This is a genomic window from Devosia geojensis (genome assembly GCF_000969415.1).
GTDB lineage: Bacteria > Pseudomonadota > Alphaproteobacteria > Rhizobiales > Devosiaceae > Devosia > Devosia geojensis.
This window is the reverse complement of record NZ_JZEX01000061.1, coordinates 14,044-31,618: the sequence shown is the minus strand read 5'-3', so window position 1 is coordinate 31,618 and position 17,575 is coordinate 14,044. Positions and strand designations below refer to the sequence as shown.

Below are 17,575 nucleotides of genomic sequence, written 5' to 3'. Positions count from 1 at the left end.
ACCTTACCGCCTGCCGGCCTCTGACGGCTCATTAACTTGAGCCATTCACTCCAGTATTGTAGATTCCACCGGCTTTGTAGGAATCCATGGAAATTTCAGGGTTTGACGCTTCGGGCGCGTTTGCGGCTGTTGACGCGGACAAACAAAGCTGAGACGCAGAGTCGACTTTTCGTCGTCAGGAGGTCTGACCCATGCTGCGGTTCGCTCGTTCCGCGGTCGCGCTCATTGCGGCCTGCGCGTTTCTTGGTGTGTTCAACGGTGCTGGCGCGCAGGAAACGCCCTACCCCCTCACCATCGAGCACGCCTTCGGCACCACCGTCATCGCGCAGAAACCGGAACGCGTCGCGACCGTCGCCTGGGCCAATCATGAAGTGCCGCTCGCGCTCGGCGTCGTGCCGGTCGGCTTCGCCCGGGCCAATTTCGGCGACGACGACGGGGACGGCCTGCTCCCATGGGTCGTCGAGAAACTGGCCGAGCTGGGAGCCGACGCGCCGGCGCTCTTCGACGAGGGCGACGGCATCGACTTCGAAGCGGTCGCCGCAACCCGGCCGGACGTGATCCTTGCAGCCTATTCCGGGCTCAGCCAGGCCGAATACGAGACGCTCAGCCAGATCGCTCCGGTCGTGGCCTATCCCGACCATCCCTGGTCGACGGACTGGCGCCAGATGATCCGGCTCAACAGTGCGGGCCTCGGCATGGCGGGCGAAGGCCAGGCGCTGATCGCCGATATCGAGGCGCAGATCGCCGGCGCGGTGGCCCGATACCCCGAGTTGCAGGGCAAATCGGCCATGTTCGTCACGCACCTCAACCCCATGGATCTGGGCACGGTCAACTTCTACACCACCAACGACACCCGCGTTAAGTTCTTCGAGGATCTCGGCCTCGCGTCCCCGGCCAGCGTCGTCGCGGCGACCGAGCCCGGCAAGTTCTCCGGCTCCGTCAGCACGGAGCGCGTCGATGTCTTCGAAGACGTGGACATCGTCGTCACCTATGGCGACCAGCATTTGCTGACGTCGATCCTCGCCAACGTGCTCCTGTCGAAGGTGCCGGCGGTGGCCAACGGATCGTTTGTCCTTCTGGGCCGCAATCCGGTCGGCACCGCCGCCAACCCCACGCCGCTGGCGATCCCCTATGTCCTCGACGAGTACACCGCCATGCTCGCCGAAGCGGCCCGGAAATCCGAATGAGCGTTCGCGCTCCCCTGCCGATCAGAAGCCTGGCACTCTTCTCGCTCCTCGCCGCCTTGGCGGGGCTCTGCGCGCTCTCGGTCACGATCGGGTCCCGCGACGTCTCCTGGAGTGAGATCGTCGCCGGCCTTGCCGGGCATAACGACACCATCGGTGAGGCGGCCGTAGCGCTGAGAGTACCGAGAACGCTGCTGGCGGTCATCGCAGGGAGCGCGCTGGGCCTCGCCGGAGCGGTGATGCAGGGCGTGACGCGCAATCCGCTCGCCGACCCGGGAATCCTCGGCGTCAACACGGGCGCGGCGTTGGCCGTCGTCGTTGGCGTCGCCTGGTTCAATATCGTTTCGACCGAAGCCTATGTCTGGTCGGCCGTCGCCGGTGCGGGGTGCTCGGCAGTCCTCGTCTATGCGCTGGGCTCGGTGGGACGGGACGGGGCGACGCCGCTCAAGCTTGCGCTCGCAGGCACCGCGACATCCATCGCCCTCGCCTCGCTGATCATCGCCGTGGTGCTGCCGCGAAACGATATCGCCGGTGGCATTCGCTCATGGCAGATCGGCGGCGTCGGCGGGGCTTCCTACGACCGGATCCTGCCGGTCCTGCCGTTCATGGCGGTCGGTCTTGCCATCAGCCTGCTGTCGGCCAGGCAGCTCAACTCGCTGGCCCTGGGGGACGATATGGCTGCCGGGCTCGGCGAGCGCGTCCCGGTCGCCCGCGCATTCGCCGCCCTCGGCACCATACTCCTCTGCGGCGCGGCCACGGCGGCGTGTGGTCCGATCGGTTTCGTCGGCCTGATCGTGCCGCACCTCTGCCGCCTGCTGGTAGGTCTCGATCACCGCTGGCTGTTGCCGATCTCGGCCCTGGGTGGCGCGTGCCTGCTGCTGCTCGCCGATATCCTCGGGCGCATCATCGCGCGGCCCGCAGAACTCGACGTCGGCATCGTCACCGCGTTCGTCGGCGCCCCGTTCTTCATCTGGATCGTTCGCCAGCAACGGATCCGCCAACTGTGACGACGTTGCCCCTTGATCGCTTTTCCCTTGCTGAAGATCGCCGCCGCCTGACACTGCGGCGCGGCGCGCTCGTCGCGGTCCTCGCGGCGCTGCTGGCGGGCGTGTTCGCGCTGACGCTCTCGCTCGGGCAATCCTATACGCCACCGGGCGAGGTCCTCCGCGTTCTTCTGGGCGAGGAGGTGCAGGGAGCCGGCTTTACCGTGGGTCAGTTGCGCCTGCCGCGGGCGGTGCTCTCGGTTCTGGCGGGGCTGAGCTTCGGCATGGCGGGCGTCGCCTTCCAGACCATGCTGCGCAATCCGCTCGCCAGCCCGGATATCGTCGGGGTGAGCTCGGGCGCGAGCGCGGCCGCCGTCTTTGCCATCGTGGTGCTTTCGATGAAGGGCCCCGCCGTTTCCGTGGTCGCGGTCCTCGCGGGGCTCGCGGTCGCCTTGTCGGTCTATGGCCTCTCGTTCCGCAACGGCGTCGCGGGAACGCGGCTCATCCTCGTCGGCATCGGCGTTTCGGCCATGCTGGAAAGCCTCGTGGCCTACATCCTCACCCAGGCTCCGGAATGGACGCTCCAGGAGGTGCTGCGGTGGCTGACCGGCAGCGTCAACGGCGCGCGGCTCGATCAGGCGATGCCGCTTCTGGCCGCGTTGCTGGTCTTCGGCGGATTGCTGCTCGGGTGCGCACGCAACCTGATGGCGCTGCGGCTGGGAGACGATACGGCCGCCGCCCTCGGCGTGCGCGTTTCGCTGACCCGCCTCGTCATCATCGTTTCGGCAGTCGGCCTGATCGCCACCGCGACCGCGGTCACCGGACCGATCGCCTTCGTCGCATTCCTGTCAGGGCCGATCGCCGCGCGGATCGCCGGCACCCGCGGATCGTTGCTCATCCCTTCGGCGCTCGTCGGCGCCCTGCTCGTATTGGCAGGCGACTATGTCGGTCAGTTCCTCCTGCCCATCCGCTATCCCGTGGGCGTGGTGACCGGTGCACTGGGTGCGCCTTTCCTCATCTATCTCCTCGTTCGCGTCAACCGCTCGGGAGGCTCGCTATGAGCGCACGATCCCTCGCCGTCGAAAAGCTGTGGGCCCGCTACGACGAGGCCGATGTGCTGCGCGACCTCGACCTCGTCATTCCACCCGGCAGGATCACCGTCATCGTCGGCGCCAACGCCTGCGGGAAGTCGACGCTCCTGCGGGCCATGTCCAGGCTGCTGGCGCCGCAACGCGGACAGGTGCTTCTCGACGGCAAGTCGATCCACCGCACGCCGCCCCGGCAACTGGCGCAGGTCCTCGGGTTGCTGCCCCAGTCGCCGATCGCGCCGGAAGGCATGACCGTCGCCGATCTCGTAAGCCGCGGCAGGCATCCGCACCAGAACCTGTTTTCGCGCTGGACGCGAAAGGATGACGAAGCCGTGGAAGGCGCGCTCGCCGCCACGCGGATCACCGAACTTGCCGAACGGCCGATCGACGAGCTTTCTGGCGGCCAGCGCCAGCGGGTATGGATCGCCATGGCGCTGGCGCAGCAGACCGGGATACTGCTGCTCGACGAGCCCACCACATTTCTCGACGTGCGCCACCAGGTCGAGGTGCTCGACCTGCTGGTGGATCTCAACCACTCCCGCCGAACCACCATCGTCATGGTGCTGCACGATCTCAATCTGGCGGCGCGCTACGCCGATCATCTCGTGGCCGTCGCCGATGGCCGGGTTCATGCCGCCGGCAGACCTCAGGACGTGCTGACCAGCGACACCATCCGGCAGGTCTTCGGCGTGGAGAGCCGGGTCATCACCGATCCGACCTCGGGCCGGCCGATCATGATCCCTCTCGGCAGGCACCGGATTCTGGACGCGAACGTCGATAAATCCGCCGTAGAGGAGACCTGCCCATGATTGCCGATCGGGAATTCAGGCTCTCGGGCATCGCGCTACCGGCCGATGCGGAAACGATGCTCGACGAGATCTGCGAACACTTCGTGGAGCACGCCGAAGTCGTGCGCAGCGGAAACACGGCGCTCCTCAAAAGTCCAATCGGCATTGCCAGCATTCGCGCCGACGATGGCAAACTCCTGCTCGACCTCGTCGGACCGTCCGATGAGGCGCTTCAGATGGCCCGCACGGTCCTTGCCGAACACCTCTTCTATTTCGCCGGCAACGATCGCCTGGAACTGAACTGGTTCGACTCCCCCATGGCGAGGCCGCTGCCGAACCTGCATCACGTGACGGTCGTATCGGCCGAGGACGTGACCCCGCATATGCGGCGGGTGAGGTTCGCCTGCGCCGACGTCACGCCGTTCATCGGCGCCGACATGCATGTGCGCCTTCTCGTTCCGCCGAGAGGAAGAGAGCCGGTCTGGCCGGCCTATCGCGAGGATGGCCGGATCAACTGGCCGCAGGGCGAGGACGCGTTGCTCGTGCGCGTCTACACCATTCGCGCGGTCGACGTGGAGCGCGGCGAACTCTGGATCGATTTCTTCCAGCATCCCGAACCTGGCATCGGCACGCCGGGCGCCGATTTCGCCCGCGATGCGGAACCCGGAACCCGGTCGGCACTGCTGGGCCCCGGCAGCGGCAGGCTGCCGGCGGCCCGCTCGATTTTTCTCGGCGGGGACGAGAGCGCGCTGCCGGCCATAGCCCGCATCGCCGCGGAAGTACCGGCCGGCACGCGCCTCAAGGCGGTCATCGAGGTGCTCGACGCGGCCGAGGAGCAGCCGCTTCCGACCGCCGGATCGCTCGAGGTCCATTGGCTGCACCGCAAGTCCTATGCACCCGGAGCCACCGGCGTGCTCGCGCAGGAGATGAAGAAGGCCATAGCCTTGCTGGACAAGGACGCCTTCGTCTGGGTGGCCTGCGAGAAAGAAGACGTCCGGTCCATTCGGACTTTTCTCAAGGATCGAAACCACGACCGCAAGGCGATGTACGTCGCCTGGTACTGGGAGCGGAACGTGGCAGGCGGCGAGTGACGCACCGGCTCGAGCCCCGCGTCGCAAGCGCCGCAGGCGGACGAGTTTCAGGTCGGCGCCGTCGCCCCTTCGGCCAGCAGCCTGCGGGCGATTGCGATGGCGCATGCGCCGGCCGCCAGGGACGACATGAGCACGACGAGACCCAGCGGCGCTGGCGTGCCCTGCGACAGGGCACTGACGAGGCCGGCGCCGATCATGCCGCCGCCATACTGAGCACAGCCCAGCAGGGCAGAGGCGGAGCCCGTTCCCTTGACGACGCTCGTCAGGCCGCCGGCGACGGCGTTGGCGCCGATCATCCCGCCCATGGCAACGAAGAACCAGAGCGCGACGAGGAACGCCGCCATCCCGCCCCAGCCCGTCCAGGCAAGGAGCGCAACGAAGAAGGCGGCAACGCCGCCGCAGATCGCACCGGCCAGCATGAGGCGGTCGCTGCCATAGCGCGGCAACAGGCGTCTGTTGACGGCATTGGCCAGCATAATGCCGACGATGCTGGACGCAAACACGAGGCCATAGACCTCGGCAGACAGGCCGTAGAACTGGATGAATACGAACGCTGAGCCGGCGACATAGGCGAAGAGGCCAGCCGCTGAAAACCCGAGGATACCCGCATAGAGCATCAGGGCCGGATTGCGCAGATGCTCCAGATAGGTGGCGAACTTGCCGAGCAAGGCCCCATGTTCGCGCCGTGCCGGAGGCAGGGGCTCCGCGAGCCGACAGACGGCGGCGAACGTCACCGCCCTCATGCCGACCAGCGACCAGGAGATGTACTGCCAGGATGAGATCGCGAGTATCTGCGCTCCGATCGTGGGGCCGAGCAGGGGCGCGATCCCCATGATCATCATCAGGGTCGAGAGCATCCGGGCCGCATCGTTGCGGTCGAACAGGTCCCGCACCATGGCGCGGCCGATGACGAAGGCGGCGCTCGCGCCGAGTGCCTGCACGACACGCCACCCGACCAGTCGCCATGCGCCGGTGGAAAGAGCGCACCCGGCCGCGCCGGCAATGAAGATGGCAAGGCCGCAGAGCAGCGGCAACTTGCGTCCGTAGCGATCACTGACCGGTCCCCAGAACAACTGGCCCAGGCTGAACCCAAGGAGGTAGCTCGATACCGTCAGTTCGAGGGTGCCTCGATCGGCGCCGAGGGCGACGCTCATGGTCGGCAGGGCCGGCAGGTAGAGATCGGTCGAAATCGAGGCAAAACCCAGCAGCAGGCTGAGGAGCGCCGTCAGCCAGGGGCCGTGATGGATGGTGTTCGCCAAGGAGGACGCAGTCATGTCGAGCTTTCGGAAGAGACCAACATACCGCTTCACCAACTATGCGGCTACCGGCTACTATTCGCTAGGGCTTATGAGGAGCGTTCATGAGATATCGGGCCGAAACCGGGGATTTGCAGGCCTTTCTCGCGGTCGCGCGTGAGCTCAGCTTCACCCGTGCAGCGGCCCTGGTGGGCATGTCCCAGTCCGCGCTGAGCCACAAGATCCGCGCCATGGAGGAGCGCCTCGGCGTGCGGCTGCTCGAACGCACGACGCGCAGCGTCGCGCCGACCGAAGCCGGGTTGCGGCTCATGAGCCGCATAGGTCCGCGCATCGACGAGATAGAGGCCGAGCTCGAGGCGCTCAGCGAGTTCCGCGACAGGCCGGCCGGCTACATTCGCATCAGCGCTGGAGAACATTCCCTGCGCACGGTCCTCTGGCCCAAGATCGACCCGTTCGTCGCCCGGTATCCCGACATCAAGGTGGAGGTCGATGTCGAGAACGGGCTCATCGATATCGTGGAGCGCGGTTTCGACGCCGGCGTGCGGCTCGGCGAGCAGATCGCCAAGGACATGATCGCGACCCGCATCGGGCCCGACTGGCGCATGGCCATAGTCGCGGCGCCAGGCTACTTCGCCACGCGCAAGCGCCCGAAAACGCCCGACGACCTCACCGGGCACAACTGCATCAACCTGCGGCTCGCCACCTATGGCGGCTTCTATGCCTGGGAGTTCGAGAAGGCCGGACGGCGTCTCAACGTGCGCGTCGAAGGCCAGCTCGCCTTCAACGGCAGCACCGCGATGCTGGCCGCGGCTCTTTCGGGCCATGGCCTCGCCTGCATACCCGAGGAAATGGCGACGGAGCACCTCAAATCCGGCGCACTCGTCCAGGTCCTCAAGGAATGGATGCCGACCTTCGAGGGTTATCACCTCTACTACCCCAGCCGGCAGCATTCCGCCGCATTCCAGCTGTTCGTCGATGCGGTGCGCTATCGCCGCTAGGCACGAGCGTCCGCGCAATCCCGCAGAATCGCATAGAAGGGCTATATCGGTGACTGGGCTTGCGGGTTGATCTACACGAACCTGGCCCGATCCGCCCGGACCTCGACGGAAAACACACCATGATCGCGATCTACCGCACGCTCTTCCTCTTCGCGCTGATCGGCCTCTGGTGGATCGTGTCCCTCAACGTGGGCGCCAATCTCATACCCACGCCGGTTGCGACGTTGCAGGCGGCCGGACAGCTCATTGCCGACGGGCGCCTCGCGGTGGCTCTGGGCGACAGCCTCATCACCTTTGTCGGCGGCTATGGACTGGCCGCCCTTGTCGCGGTCCCCCTGGGTCTCGTCATGGGCATGTTCCTGCCCGTGGGCAAGACGCTCGAGGTCTACGTCTACGCGCTGGCCGCGACGCCGAGGGTCGCATTCATACCGCTGATCATCGTGTTCCTGGGGCTGGGTTTCGAGGCCAAGATCTTCATCGTCTTCCTCGGCGCCGTCATGCCCATCATCGTCAACACTTATGCGGGCGTTCTGGCCGTGGATCAGGAACTGATCGAGATGGCCCGGTCGGTGCGCGCCAGCCAGTTCCAGATTTTCCGCCGCATCCTGCTGCCCGGCTCCGTTCCCTTCATCATCGCGGGGTTGCGCATCGGGGCGACCATCGGCCTCATCAATACGATCGTCGCCGAGCTCTATACGGCGGTGCGCGGGCTTGGCGGACTGCTAGCGATTTATGGCAATACCTTCCGGATGGCCGAGTACTTCGTGATCGTGATCGTGCTCGCGATCATCGGGGTGATCGTCTCGGAATGCCTGCGCCAGGTGGAAGGACGGCTCGCCCGCTGGAAAGCCATTGATTGACCGCTCTCGCCCCGGCTAAGGCGATAGCATTGTGAAAGAGTCCCGGCAGGGACAGGAGAGACTTCTATGCGTGTTTTGACCAGATTGCGTAATGTCGTGGCGGCGGGCGCCATGCTCGTGGCCCTGACGGCGGCGGCAGAGGCGCAGCCGTTCCGGCTGATCGTTACCCATCTGGAACCCCCGCTGGTGCCGAACTCGGTCATGGACCTGGCGGTCGAGCTCGGCTACTTCGAGCGCGAAGGCGTCGATGTCGAACTCGTGCGCGTGCAGCAGACGCCGTCGGCCATCGCCGCCATCCGCGCCGGCGAAGGTGAAATGGCCAATGTCGGCCTCGACGCCCTGCTCCAGCTCGTTGCAAGGGGCACCACCGACCTCAAGGCCGTGACCTCTCCCAACAAGTCCCTGCCCTTCCTCATCGCGGCCAAGGATGCCATCGCCACCCCCGAGGACCTCGCCGGCGCGAGCTTCGGCATCGGGCGGCCGGGCAGCCTCGACCATTCGCTTTCGAGCAGCGTGCTGCGCGCCGCCGGCACCGACCTCGACGCCGTCGAGTTCCTCACGCTCGGGCAGCCCGACGTTCGCGGGCAGGCACTGGCCGCCGGGCGCGTCGATGCTACGACGATGTCCATAGGCGTCTGGGAGGCGATGCCCGACAAGACGGGCCTGCACGTGCTCGTCGACCAGGCCGCCTACTACGCGGCCGCGCCCGTCGTGAACAAGATCAACATCGTGCCGCAGGCGGTTCTCGACGAGCGGCGCAACGAGGTTCTGGCCGTGGCCCGCGCCCTGATCCGGATCTCGCGCGACTTCGCAGCCGATCCATCCCAGTGGGTCGAGGCCATCGCTCCGTTCCAGCCCGCGATCGAACCGGCAACGCTCGATTCGATCGCCGCATCGTTTGCCGGCAGCTGGAGCGTCAACGGCGGCATGAACGCCGACGAGCTCACCTTCTCTCAAGAGTGGCTCTACGAGACCGAGGACTTCAAGGATCTTCCGGCGGTGGAGCTTTCGCAATGGGCCGACCTGACGGTTGTCGAGGCAGCCCTGGAGGAACTGGGCATCGACCCTGCAGCCGATACGCCATGAACGTGAGGAGCGGCGCCCCCGGGGGCTCGACCAGGATCGAAATGCGCGGCGTTTCCAAGGCGTTCGGCAGCCACGGGAACGCCTCCCCTGTCGCGGCGCTGGCCAATCTCGACCTTCGCGTGCCGGAAGGATCGTTCGTTTCGGTCGTCGGTCCTTCCGGCTGCGGCAAGACGACGATCCTGCGGCTGGTCGACGGGTTGCTCGCGGCGGATGCCGGCGAGGTTCGGGTCTCGGGCGCGCCGCCGCGGCCCGGTCCGCAGGTGGGCTTCGTCTTCCAGGGGTTTCGGCTCATTCCATGGGCAACGGTCGAAGCCAATGTGGACTTCGCGCTGACGAGCCTGAGGCTGGACAAAGCGGAGCGCGCCGAGCGCGTGTCGCGCTATCTGGCGACGGTCGGGCTCTCGCGCTTCGCCAAGGCTTATCCGGGCACCCTCTCGGGCGGCATGAAGCAGCGCGTGGCGCTGGCGCGCGCCTTAGCCACGGATCCGGAAATCCTGCTGATGGACGAGCCGTTCGCCAGCCTCGACGCGCAGACGCGCGAGCTGATGCAGACCGAATTGATGAAGCTCTGGGAGCAGCGCCGGCAGACGGTCCTTTTCGTCACGCACAGCGTCGACGAGGCCATCCTGCTTTCGGATCGCATCGTGCTGATGAGCCCGCGTCCGGGCCGGGTGATCGAGGAAATCGAGGTTGGCCTGCCTCACCCGCGCTGGCAGTACGACGTGCGCGCAACGCCCCGCTTCACGGAGTTGCGCACGCGCCTCTGGTCGGCCATTCGCGAGCTCGTGCTCAACGACCCCAGCTCCGATTTCCACAATCCTTCGGGCCGGCCAACCGCGTGAGCGGCCCGAAGGACATCGTCAAATGGCAGGTCGCGGCCAGCTCAGTTCGCGCCAGCGGTCACTTGCCCCAGCAATTCTTCCATGCGGGCAGCCGCCTTGCCCGGATAGCGGGCACCCTGCACGGCCTCGAGGTTGGAGGTGTCGTCCCCGACCTGGATCAAGCCGACCATGCCCATGCCGAAGTGCGGCAGGCACTTGTAGGCATAGAGCCCCTCGGCATCGAAGGTGACCGAGATCTCTTCGTTGATCCGGCCCTTCCAGCCTTCGGCACCCTCGGGAATGGCGCCTTCGACGGATTCGGAATTGTGCCCCGGATTGGTGGTGACGAACGTCACGGTGTCGCCAGGAGCGATCTTGAGGAAGGCGGGCTCGAACTGCATGGTGCGCCCTTCGCTGTCCTTGTTGACCATCCGGACCTCATGGTCCGCTGCGAACGCAACGTTCGCGCACATCGTCGCCAGGCCCACAGCCGCGACCAAAGAGAAAAATTTCATTCATCAGCTCCTGATTTAAGCTCGCGAACGCGACGCATGATAGGAAAACGCACATGACAGGAATAGGTCGCACGTCACCGATGCCGTCCGCGATACCCCGGATAGCCGGTGGGACGTCCACTGTCCATGCGGTCCGATGACAAGGTAGCGCAAATGAGCCTTCTGAGGGACCTGACGGTCGGCGCACTGGTTTCGAGACTGGTCGCGATGCTCGTGCTTTGCGCCCTGCTCGGATTGCTGACGGCTCTGCTCGCCCGCATCCTCGGCGACCGCAGGCCGCAATTCGACGGCAGACTCACGCTCAACCCGTTTGCGCACCTGGCGGTCGGCGGCGCGCTTGTTGCCGCCGTGTTCGGCATGGGCTGGATCAGGCAGATGCGGTTCGACCCGAGCGCCAACCGCTTCGGCCCGGCGGGTACCGCGCTCGTGCCCATTGTCGCGCTGCTTCTCCTGGCGTTGACGGTTCCGCTCGTCGATCCGCTGCGCTCTCTCGCCGTTTCCCTGCTGCCGCGCACGACCGGATACGCGGTGGTCTATACCCTCCTGCAGTACCAGCAGCTCGCCCTCGGCACGTGTCTGCTCAACCTGCTCCCGCTCCCCGGCCTCGCCGCGGGCGCGATATGGACGGCGTTGCGGCCGGACAAGGAAAAGCGGATAGCGCTCCTGGAGCCTCTGGCCCTCGGGCTCCTCGCCGCGGTCATCGTCGCGGGCCTGATCAGCAGCCCCGCGCGGTTGCTGATGCCCTACTTCTCCGCCCTGGCCTGAGGCTGCCGGAGCTATTCGCCCGCGCGGCCCGTATAGCCGTGCTTTTCGAGAAGCCCCGCGATGGTTCCGTCGGCGACGAGCGCGTCGATCGCCTCGTCGATCTGGCTGCGCAGGAAACTGTTGCGCGAGGAAACCAGCGCTCCGACGCGCGTTTCCGAAGGCGGCACCGGGGCCGTGTCGATGACGTGCAGCGCCTGCGCATCCGGCCGGGTGGCGAGGATGCGGGCGAGCGCCGGCTGCCAGAGGATCATGCCGGCGATCGACCCGTCGAGGACGCGGGTCGTCATCAGATCGAAATCGGCGTAAGGCAGGCGCACCCACCTCTGGTTCTCGGGCTGCTGCTGGGCCCAGGTGATGTAGGCCATCTCGCCCATGCTGGCGATGGCGGTGCCGAGCTTGCGCGACTTCGGGATGTCGTTGAGGCTCTGCCAGTCGGGGTCGGCGACGACCAGCACGAACGGCACGGTGGCATAGGGCCGCGTGATCGAGAACGCGTCCGACACCGGTGAGTTGGGGGAAACCGAAACTCCCATGAACACGTCGCACGTGTTGTTCATGGCGAGCGTCACCTCGTCGAGCAACGCATCGCCGTTGAGCGGAAATCCGCCGAATCCCTCGATCACCTCAACCCGCAGGAACAGCGCGTCGCCGATGGCGCGCGCGACATCCTCGTCGAACGTCCGCCCGAGGCTTGTCCGGTCGAAGCAGACATTGATGCTGTCGCCGGCAAGGCGGCTGGTGCTGTCGAACTCCTCGGGAGGGATGCTCGAAGTCTGCGCCTGCGCCGGCAGCATGCCGGCAATGACGAGGAGGAACGCGGAAAGGAACTGTCGCATCGGTCTACCTGAAAAATCGAAAGGGGCCTTGCGGCCCCTTCCTCGTTTCTTGAGGATTACTCGGATTTGGGCAGCTTGAACACGAAGATCGAGTTGCCCGAGCCGGTGGGCAGCGGGATCTCCGGGAAGGCCGAGGAGATCGAGCTGGCCGAGTTGCTGTAGCCGGTGGGGATCACCAGATACTGCTCGCCATCGAGCTCGTAGGTAGCCGGATACCCGCCGATCGGCGCGTTGAGACGCTGAGTCCAGAGCACCTCGCCGGTCTCCTGGTCCCAGGCCTTGACGTCGCGGGCGGCGTCGCCACCGATGACGAGACCGCCGGCGGTGGCCAGCAGCGAGCTGGTCGGAGCCGGACGCGAGCGATAGTCCCAAAGGGTCTCGCCGGCCGTGGGGCTGACCGAGATGGCCTCGACAAGGCCGGCGTCGGTGACGCCCTCGGGCAGCACGCGCGGACCGAACTGCACAGCGCCCACCGCGTTGCCGGCGGTGAACTCGGTCTGCGTCGGAGCGACCGTGTTGCAGGCTTCCGTCAGGGGCACATAGTAAGCCTGCGTCAGCGGGCTGTAGGCGCCGGCCTGCCAGAGCTTGCCGCCCGAGACGGAGGCGCACGCCAGGTGCGATTCACCGACGGCCTGCGAGATCAGGTCCTCGTTGATGTGCACGGTGCCATCCGGATCGATGCCGGTAACGACGTTCTGGTGGACGGTTTCCTTGTGCCAGAGGTACTCGCCGGTCTCGCGGTCGAGACCGAAGGCAATGCCGTTCTTGCCCGGAACGGTCACGACCATCTTCCTGACCTCGCCATCGACTTCCTGGTCGACGAGGATGCGCTCGAACGGGCTGTCGAGGTCCCAGTTATCGCGCGGCAGGTGCTGGTAGTACCACTTGAGCTCGCCGGTATCGATGTCGAGGGCGAGGGTCGAGTTGGTGTAGAGCACCGAGCCGTCGCCCGAGCCGCGGATGAGCTCGGAATAGGGGCCGGGCATGCCGATGCCCCAGAAAGTGGTGCGGGTTTCCGGATCGTAGGAGCCGGTCGTCCAGGGCGTGCCGCCCCAGCGGTTCTCCGGCGGGACCTCACCCCAGCTGGCCTGCTGCTCGGGGTTGTTGGGATCGTCGATCGTGTTGAAGCGCCAAAGCTCCTCGCCCGTCTCGAAGTCGTGCGCGAGGATATAGCAGCCGCCCGCCGTGCCCGCGATCGAGCAACCGGAGATGGCGCTGATGATCTTGTTGTCGACGACGATCGGGCCGACCGTGTAGCTGTAGCCCACGTTGTAGTCGAGAACCTGCTTTTCCCAGACGACCTTGCCGTCGAGGGCGTTGAGGACGACGATCTTGGCGTCGGCGGTGGTGAGGACCACCTTGTCCTGGTAAAGGGCGATGGAGTTCTTCTGGCGGCGGGCCTGGTTGAGCTGGTAGCTCCAGCTCGCCGGCAGTTCCGGCAGGGCGTGCCGGTAGGTCCAGATGCGGTCGCCGGTCTTGGCGTCGAGCGCCTCGACGATGTTGTTGTTGGTCTGCAGGAACAGGATCCCGTCATGGATGAGGGGAGCCGTTTCCTGGATGCCGGCTTCGGCCATCGGCCAGGCCCAGGCCAGCTGCAGATCGCTAACCGTATCCTTGTTGATCAGGTCGAGCTTGCTGTAGCCCTGGTTGTTGTAGGCGCCACGGAACGTCAGCCAGTCCTCCGCCGGCGGATCGAGGAGCATCTCGTCGGTGACGGGCGAATATTCGCGCGTGTCCTGGGCAAGGGCAGGTGCTGAAATGACCGCGATCGCGGCAGTCGCCACCAACAGCGATTTTACTAAGGTTTTCACGGAATTACCTCCAAATGAACGGCGCTTGTCGGCGTCTGGTTCTTACTGCGCGCTCGGCGCATTGACCTGCGGCAACTGCTTGCCCCAGGTAAAGGCTTGTGGCACGGCCGGCGCTGCCGGCTGCGTGGCAGTCGTGGCCGGCGCTGGACCACCGGGCAGCTGCTTGCCCCAGGTAAAGGCCTGCGGCACCGACGGACTTGCCGCCTCGGCGCTCGCCGGAGCATCTGCGGCGGGCGCGGCCGCGGCCGCGCCGGCAGCGGTCTCTGCCGCCAGCGAAATGTCATAGAGACCATCGCCCGCCACCATCGGCTCGTCACCCGGCTGGGCGCCGTTGAAGCTCATGATGTAGGCGACGATGTTGACGTAAGCCTCTTCTCCGAGCCCGCCCGGATTTTCGGGCGGCATGGCTACGGAAATGAAGTCGTAGAGCCCACCGGCCGTATCCCAGTTCTGCATGACGTCGGAACCCGCCAGACCGGGGGCATCGGGACCCTCCAGCTGGAAGCCATGGCAGCGGGCGCAGTTGGTGTTGTATGCGGTTTGGCCGGCGGCAGCCTGTTCGGCAGTAAAGCTGGCTGCTGTCGCGCTTCCCGCCGCAATCAGGCCCGCGACAAGGCCCAGGGTTGAGGCAACAACAAGCCTCTGCAATCTCAAAGGCACAAGACCCTCCCAGTTGATTGTCAGCCGCACGCGGCGCCTGCATCAACTCCACGACCAGGGTTGGTGCGCCAATCGCAGGTGCGATTCATCGCCGCGCGTTACTCTGACGTACTGCCGATCTGCTGCTCAAGTCCATAGCGTGAACCGATAAAATAAACTGCATCTGAGCGCTCAAGTTTATCGAGCGCGGCACGAACGGCGCGGTAGAGCGTCTGATCGCCTTTCCAGAGCCCGAAGGCCATGCGGAACCGTGCGAATCTGTCCGGCGGCAACCAGAAAATCCGATAGCTATTATCCTCAAAGTCGATTGCCGTGCTGGCAAATCTCTCCATGATCGCGCCCTGAACCTGCCCACTTTCGAGAAGCTCCTGCAGCTCGGCAGGCGAGCGTGCGAGGCGCGCCGTGACCCCGGTTTCACGCAGCCACCCGGATAGCGCCAGACGATCGAGGCCGGACGTGCCGGGCCAGACGGCCCAGGCGCTCCCTCGGACCGGCAGCGCCCCATCGGCCGACACCGCTACCCATCCTGTTTCGGCAAGGGTCGGCAAGGTCTGCAGGAAGCCGCGCGTCTGGACGGTATCGGCGACGCCTCCCGCGATGACGTTGCACTGGCCGCGCGTCAGGCGCCAGTTGCGCGGATTGAAATCCCTGCCGATCGACGACATCACGTTGACCGCCAGCCGGACGCCGATCTCCTCGGCGATCATGCGTGCCAGCTCCACGTCGAAGCCGGGCATCTGCGGATCCGTTGCGACGAGGGGCGGATAGCTCTCCGGTACGCAAAGCTTGAGCACCCCCGTGCGCTGCACGTCGGCGAGCGAATTGTCCGGCGGCAGGAAGCTGAGCGCGAAGAGCAGCCCGCCGATCAGCGCGATATTGGCCGCCGATCGCAGCCATCGATGACGCGCCTTGCCGCTCATGAGCGGCTGAAATCGATGAGAGCCACGACGAAGAAGACGACCGCCATGCCCCCCACGACGACCGGCCCCATCATCGGAGCGAACTGGTTGAACCCGATGAGGATGCCGCGCAGGGCATCGACCGCATAGGTGATGGGGTTGGCGCGGGTGAGAAAGACCAGCCACTCGGGATAGCTTGTGGCCGCCTGGGTCTGGGTCAGCGACGGATCGAGCGGAAAGATCGAGGACGAGGCGAAATAGAGCGGCAGGATCAACGTATTGGAAAAGACGCCGAACCCTTCGAAGCTCTTCACGCGCGCCGCGAGGATGATGCCGAAGGACGTCAGCCCGAACGAGAGCAGGAACATGAAGCCGAGCGCCGTCGCCATCTGCCAGAGGCTGAGCGTGACGTCGGCGAACCGCGCCAGCAGCAGCACCAATGATCCGTGGACGGTAGCGACCGTCGCGCCTCCGAGAACCTTGCCGAGCAGGATCAGCGGGCGCGGCATCGGCGAAACCAGCACCTCGCGCAGGAACCCGAACTCCCTGTCCCAGATCATCGACACCGCGAACTGGATCGAGGTGTACATGATGTTGAGGACGATGACGGCGGGAAAGAGGAACTGCAGGTAGGTGTAGGGCACCACATAGTTCACCTGCCCATAGACCTCGCCGCGAAAGTATGGGTTGAGCCCGACCCCGAGGATCAGCAGCCAGATCAGCGGCCGGCTGACGCCGCCGATCATCTGCCCGCGGTCGCGCGTGGCGCGGGTGATCTCGCGCAGCCATACCCCGTAGACACCCCTGGCCAGGGCAAGCACTTCGCTCATCTGTGGCCTCCCCGTCTGCCTTCCGCCAGTTGCGCTTCTTTCTCCCCGTCGGTCCTGTCGCGCAGGTCCCGGCCGGTCAGCGACAGGAACACGCTTTCGAGCGTCGGTTCGCGGTAGCGGATTTCCGTGACCTTGTCGGCAAACGGTCCTCTTTGGAGGTGCTCCGCCTCCAGCGAGCCGACCGGTGCGACGATGCTTCTGGGGCCGAGCGGCTGGGCGTGCGGATAGTGGGCGAGGATCGCCTGGCGCGTCGCCGTGTCGCTGACATCGGCCTGCAGCCAGCGGCGGCCATGCGCCTCTTTCAGCGCCTCGGGCGAGCCCTGGGCGATGATCTTCCCATGGTCGATGATGCAGACGAGATCGGCCCCTTCGACTTCCTCGATATAGTGGGTTGTGGTCAGGACCGTGATCCTGCGCTCGGTGCGCAACCTGTCGAGATGCTCCCAGATCTGCTGGCGCGTCTGCGCATCGAGGCCGACCGTCGGCTCGTCGAGGAAGAGGATCTTCGGTTCGTGCATGAGCGCCCGGGCGATCTCCAGGCGCCGGCGCATGCCGCCCGAGAACGTGCGGACGATCTCGTCCTCCCAATCGGTAAGCGCGACGAGCTCGAGCACGCGCTGGATATGGAGGCGACGCTGCCGCGCTGGCATGCCGTGCACGAGCCCATGGAAATCGAGGTTCTCGCGCGCGGTCAGCCGGTCATCAAGGCTCGAATTCTGGAAGACGACGCCGATCGAGCGGCGCGCCCGTCGTGCGGCCCGCACGACGTCGTTCCCGGCAACGAGCGCGCGTCCCCCCTGGGGGCGGCGCAACGTGCACAGGATATTGACGAGGGTCGTCTTTCCCGCCCCGTTCGGACCGAGCAAAGCGAAGCTGCTGCCTTCGGCGATCTCGAGGCTCACCCCGTCGAGCGCCACGGTACCCCCATAGCTGGCGCGGACATTTTCGACGCTTACGATGGGTGCCATAGCCGGAGATGAGGTTGAACTGCGGGTCACGGCGAAGCAAGGCTCCGACGCCGACTAGAGATTAGGAATCCCTTCGGGTGTCAACCAGCGACGGACCGTCACGACCGCATCATGAAAGCGTCATCGGGATTGATCG

General features: G+C 65.9%; 18 protein-coding genes. 10 read left to right on the top strand and 8 right to left on the bottom strand.

The genetic code is table 11. The annotated features are described in order from the left end of the window. Positions 1–191 precede the first annotated feature (191 nt). The 5 genes from VE25_RS06245 to VE25_RS06225 are packed head-to-tail and all read left to right on the top strand — an operon-like array spanning position 192 to position 5,134. Complete coding sequence (locus tag VE25_RS06245) at positions 192–1,187, top strand: iron-siderophore ABC transporter substrate-binding protein (protein ID WP_083988761.1); 996 nt, start codon at positions 192–194, stop codon at positions 1,185–1,187. Beyond that, positions 1,184–2,191, top strand: a complete 1,008-nt coding sequence (locus VE25_RS22660; protein WP_046107740.1) for a FecCD family ABC transporter permease — start codon at positions 1,184–1,186, stop codon at positions 2,189–2,191. The genes VE25_RS06245 and VE25_RS22660 overlap by 4 nt, the downstream gene beginning before the upstream one ends. Next, complete coding sequence (locus VE25_RS06235) at positions 2,188–3,228, top strand: FecCD family ABC transporter permease (RefSeq protein WP_152664526.1); 1,041 nt, start codon at positions 2,188–2,190, stop codon at positions 3,226–3,228. Before VE25_RS22660 ends, VE25_RS06235 begins: the two co-directional genes overlap by 4 nt. Next, positions 3,225–4,064, top strand: a complete 840-nt coding sequence (locus tag VE25_RS06230) for an ABC transporter ATP-binding protein (RefSeq protein WP_046107739.1) — start codon at positions 3,225–3,227, stop codon at positions 4,062–4,064. Before VE25_RS06235 ends, VE25_RS06230 begins: the two co-directional genes overlap by 4 nt. After that, positions 4,061–5,134, top strand: coding sequence for a DUF2218 domain-containing protein (locus VE25_RS06225; protein WP_046107738.1), 1,074 nt, complete (start codon positions 4,061–4,063; stop codon positions 5,132–5,134). Before VE25_RS06230 ends, VE25_RS06225 begins: the two co-directional genes overlap by 4 nt. A 47-nt stretch (positions 5,135–5,181) precedes the next feature. Here VE25_RS06225 and VE25_RS06220 read toward each other — a convergent pair whose 3' ends face one another. Then, on the bottom strand, positions 5,182–6,408 hold the full coding sequence (locus VE25_RS06220; protein ID WP_046107737.1) for a multidrug effflux MFS transporter: 1,227 nt from the start codon (positions 6,406–6,408) through the stop codon (positions 5,182–5,184). Between the two features lie 86 nt (positions 6,409–6,494). On the opposite strand from VE25_RS06220, the gene VE25_RS06215 reads away from it, so the two are divergent. The 4 genes from VE25_RS06215 (at position 6,495) to VE25_RS06200 (ending at position 10,176) form a co-directional block, all read left to right on the top strand. Further along, positions 6,495–7,388, top strand: a complete 894-nt coding sequence (locus VE25_RS06215) for a LysR family transcriptional regulator (protein ID WP_046107736.1) — start codon at positions 6,495–6,497, stop codon at positions 7,386–7,388. A 119-nt stretch (positions 7,389–7,507) separates the two neighbouring features. Further along, positions 7,508–8,248 (top strand): ABC transporter permease, encoded by a 741-nt coding sequence (locus VE25_RS06210; protein WP_046107735.1) that lies wholly within the window; start codon positions 7,508–7,510, stop codon positions 8,246–8,248. Positions 8,249–8,314: 66 nt separating this feature from the next. After that, positions 8,315–9,334 (top strand): ABC transporter substrate-binding protein, encoded by a 1,020-nt coding sequence (locus VE25_RS06205; protein WP_152664525.1) that lies wholly within the window; start codon positions 8,315–8,317, stop codon positions 9,332–9,334. Then, the gene (locus tag VE25_RS06200; protein ID WP_244466873.1) at positions 9,331–10,176 is read left to right on the top strand and encodes an ABC transporter ATP-binding protein; all 846 of its coding nucleotides are present in this window, start codon (positions 9,331–9,333) and stop codon (positions 10,174–10,176) included. The genes VE25_RS06205 and VE25_RS06200 overlap by 4 nt, the downstream gene beginning before the upstream one ends. 41 nt (positions 10,177–10,217) lie before the next feature. On the opposite strand, the gene VE25_RS06195 is transcribed toward VE25_RS06200, so the two are convergent. Beyond that, positions 10,218–10,670, bottom strand: a complete 453-nt coding sequence (locus VE25_RS06195; protein ID WP_046107733.1) for a pseudoazurin — start codon at positions 10,668–10,670, stop codon at positions 10,218–10,220. A 153-nt stretch (positions 10,671–10,823) separates the two neighbouring features. Between VE25_RS06195 and VE25_RS21720 the strand changes: the two genes are divergently transcribed. After that, a complete protein-coding gene (locus VE25_RS21720; RefSeq protein ID WP_152664524.1) occupies positions 10,824–11,435 on the top strand; it encodes a hypothetical protein in 612 nt (203 codons plus the stop codon). A gap of 11 nt (positions 11,436–11,446) precedes the next feature. Here VE25_RS21720 and VE25_RS06185 read toward each other — a convergent pair whose 3' ends face one another. From VE25_RS06185 to VE25_RS06160, 6 genes are all read right to left on the bottom strand, one after another. Next, entirely contained in the window at positions 11,447–12,271 is an 825-nt protein-coding gene (locus VE25_RS06185; protein WP_046107732.1) for a substrate-binding periplasmic protein, read from the bottom strand. A 56-nt stretch (positions 12,272–12,327) separates the two neighbouring features. Then, on the bottom strand, positions 12,328–14,082 hold the full coding sequence (locus tag VE25_RS06180) for a pyrroloquinoline quinone-dependent dehydrogenase (RefSeq protein ID WP_046107731.1): 1,755 nt from the start codon (positions 14,080–14,082) through the stop codon (positions 12,328–12,330). A gap of 42 nt (positions 14,083–14,124) precedes the next feature. After that, positions 14,125–14,772 carry a c-type cytochrome gene (locus tag VE25_RS06175; RefSeq protein WP_083988759.1) on the bottom strand — a complete coding sequence of 216 codons (648 nt, stop codon included), beginning with the start codon at positions 14,770–14,772 and terminating at the stop codon, positions 14,125–14,127. Positions 14,773–14,840: 68 nt separating this feature from the next. Further along, positions 14,841–15,662, bottom strand: coding sequence for a substrate-binding periplasmic protein (locus VE25_RS06170; protein WP_046107729.1), 822 nt, complete (start codon positions 15,660–15,662; stop codon positions 14,841–14,843). Then, on the bottom strand, positions 15,659–16,471 hold the full coding sequence (locus tag VE25_RS06165; RefSeq protein WP_046107728.1) for an ABC transporter permease: 813 nt from the start codon (positions 16,469–16,471) through the stop codon (positions 15,659–15,661). Before VE25_RS06165 ends, VE25_RS06170 begins: the two co-directional genes overlap by 4 nt. Further along, positions 16,468–17,439: an ABC transporter ATP-binding protein gene (locus VE25_RS06160; protein ID WP_046107727.1), complete on the bottom strand. Its 972-nt coding sequence runs from the start codon at positions 17,437–17,439 to the stop codon at positions 16,468–16,470. Before VE25_RS06160 ends, VE25_RS06165 begins: the two co-directional genes overlap by 4 nt. Positions 17,440–17,575: the final 136 nt, after the last annotated feature.